A 2,018-nucleotide genomic window follows, 5' to 3' on the forward strand; every position below is an offset into this window, starting at 1 on the left:
CGGCTGCGGAGGATGCGGCGGCGGAGACTGAATCCCCGCCGCGCGCAGTGTCAAAAAGGCTCAGGCCTTGACCAGGCCGATCTCGACCAGCCTCTCGTGCAGGTAATCGTCGGCCAGGATCGCGTCCGGGTAGCGATTGGGGCGCTCGGCGGTGATGCAGGTTTCGAGCGTGCGGATCGGGAAGTCCGATCGCAGGTGCAGGAAGAAGGGCATCGAATAGCGGCTGTAGCGCGCCCGGTCGCCTGCGGGATTGCGGACGCGGTGCGTGGTCGAGGGCAGCACATGGTTGGTCAGCCGCTGCAGCATGTCGCCGACATTTACGACCAGCGCGCCTTCGGGCGGGCGCATGTCGATCCACGATCCGTCCTTGGCCAGGATCTCGAGCCCGCCTTCCTCGGCCCCGAGCAGCAGCGTGATGAGGTTGATATCCTCGTGGGCGCCGGCGCGGATCGCGCCTTCCTCGCCGGTGCCGACACCCATGGGCGGATAGTGGAGCAGGCGCAGGATCGAATTGCCCTCGTGCACGGCAGGTTCGAACCAGTTCGCATCGAGCCCCAGATAGACCGCGATGCGCGACAGGATGATGTTGCCCACCCGGTCGAACTCGGCGAACAGCGGCTCGAAGGTCTCGCGGAAATGCTCGGGCCGCTCGGGCCAGACGTTCTTCGGCATCGTGTGCGCGATCGGGCTCGCCGGATCGATCTCGCGCCCGACATGCCAGAATTCCTTCAGGTCATGCGCCTTGGCATCCTTGGCGATCTCGGTGCCGAACGGGGTATAGCCGCGCTGGCCGCCAGCCTCGCTGTCGTAATAGCGGCGCTTCTCCTCGGTGGGCAGCGCGAAGAATTCCGCAGTCTTGTCCCAGCCCTGGCGCACCAGCGCGGGATCGAGGCCATGATCCTTGATCATCGCAAAGCCATAGGTGGAGAAACTGTCGCCGAGCTTCTGCGCGAGCGCGGCAGGTTCGTCGGTGAGCGAGAGAATGGGCAGTTGTATCATGATGCGGTCCGCAATAGCTGAGTCTCGAATATCGAGCGATGCGCTCACTTAGGCGCTCAGGCGGGAAAAATCATGACCCAATATTGGCTGATGAAGTCCGAACCCGAAGAATATGGCTGGCACGATCTGGTGCGCGATGGCGAAGGGACCTGGGACGGGGTGCGCAATGCGCAGGCCTCGAACAACCTGAAAGCCATGCGCGAGGGCGATCTGGCGCTGTTCTACCATTCGCGCACCGGGCTGGAGGTCGTCGGGATCATGCGGGTGAGCGAACCCGCCTTTCCCGACCCCAAGGACGAGAGCGGGCGCTGGGTCGCGGTGAAGGTGCAGCCGGTCGAGCCGCTGAAGCGCGCGGTGTCGCTCAAGGCGATCAAGGCGAATCCGAAGCTGGCCGATATGGCGATCCTGCGCCAGTCGCGCCTGTCGGTCGCTGGCGTAACATGCGACGAATGGAGGGAAATCCTGCGCCTCGCGGGGAACGCGTCTTCCTAACCTGCGTAAGTAGTCCGAAGGCAAGCCTCCCCGTCTTGCCAGGTGAAGGAGCAATATCATGGGTGAACTCAAGGACAAGGCCGCAGGCACCGCAAATGATCTGGCCGGCAAGGTCAAGGAAGGCATCGGCGCTGCCACCAACAACCCCGAACTCGAAGCCGAAGGCGAAGCGCAGCAGCTCAAGGGCAAGACCCAGAAGCTTGCCGGCGACGTCAAGGGTGCATTCGGCGACAAGGTGTGATCTTCTGATCCAGCCTCGCTGAATTCAAAAGGACCGGCTCTCTTCCGCTAGCAGGAGAGCCGGTTTTTTTGTGCGCTGTTCCCCTCTCCCCTGGAGGGAGAGGGTTGCGCAGGCCTGGCGAGCGTTAGCGAGCCTAGCCGGAGCTGGGAGAGGGGGTTGCGGCGCTTGGGGTCAGCGCCCACGCAGCCCCGACACCGTCGCGCCGCTCGCCGCGATATTCTCGATATCGGTCTTGAGATGTAGCAGCTTCAGCCCCGGCTGCGCTAGCGCCTCGGCGAGCGCGGGG

Annotated in this window: 3 protein-coding genes; 2 read left to right on the forward strand and 1 reads right to left on the reverse strand. The window is 64.1% G+C overall.

What is annotated here, in order from left to right; all coding sequences use genetic code 11:
• Positions 1-60: 60 nt before the first annotated feature.
• Positions 61-999: an isopenicillin N synthase family dioxygenase gene (locus tag AX735_RS07895; RefSeq protein WP_066278292.1), complete on the reverse strand. Its 939-nt coding sequence runs from the start codon at positions 997-999 to the stop codon at positions 61-63.
• Positions 1,000-1,071: 72 nt separating this feature from the next.
• Between AX735_RS07895 and AX735_RS07900 the strand changes: the two genes are divergently transcribed.
• Positions 1,072-1,491, forward strand: coding sequence for an EVE domain-containing protein (locus AX735_RS07900; RefSeq protein ID WP_066278297.1), 420 nt, complete (start codon positions 1,072-1,074; stop codon positions 1,489-1,491).
• Between the two features lie 58 nt (positions 1,492-1,549).
• Positions 1,550-1,732, forward strand: coding sequence for a CsbD family protein (locus tag AX735_RS07905; RefSeq protein ID WP_060980090.1), 183 nt, complete (start codon positions 1,550-1,552; stop codon positions 1,730-1,732).
• The last annotated feature ends 286 nt before the right edge of the window (positions 1,733-2,018 follow it).

Source organism: Blastomonas sp. CCH1-A6, from assembly GCF_001556365.1.
GTDB lineage: Bacteria > Pseudomonadota > Alphaproteobacteria > Sphingomonadales > Sphingomonadaceae > Blastomonas > Blastomonas ursincola.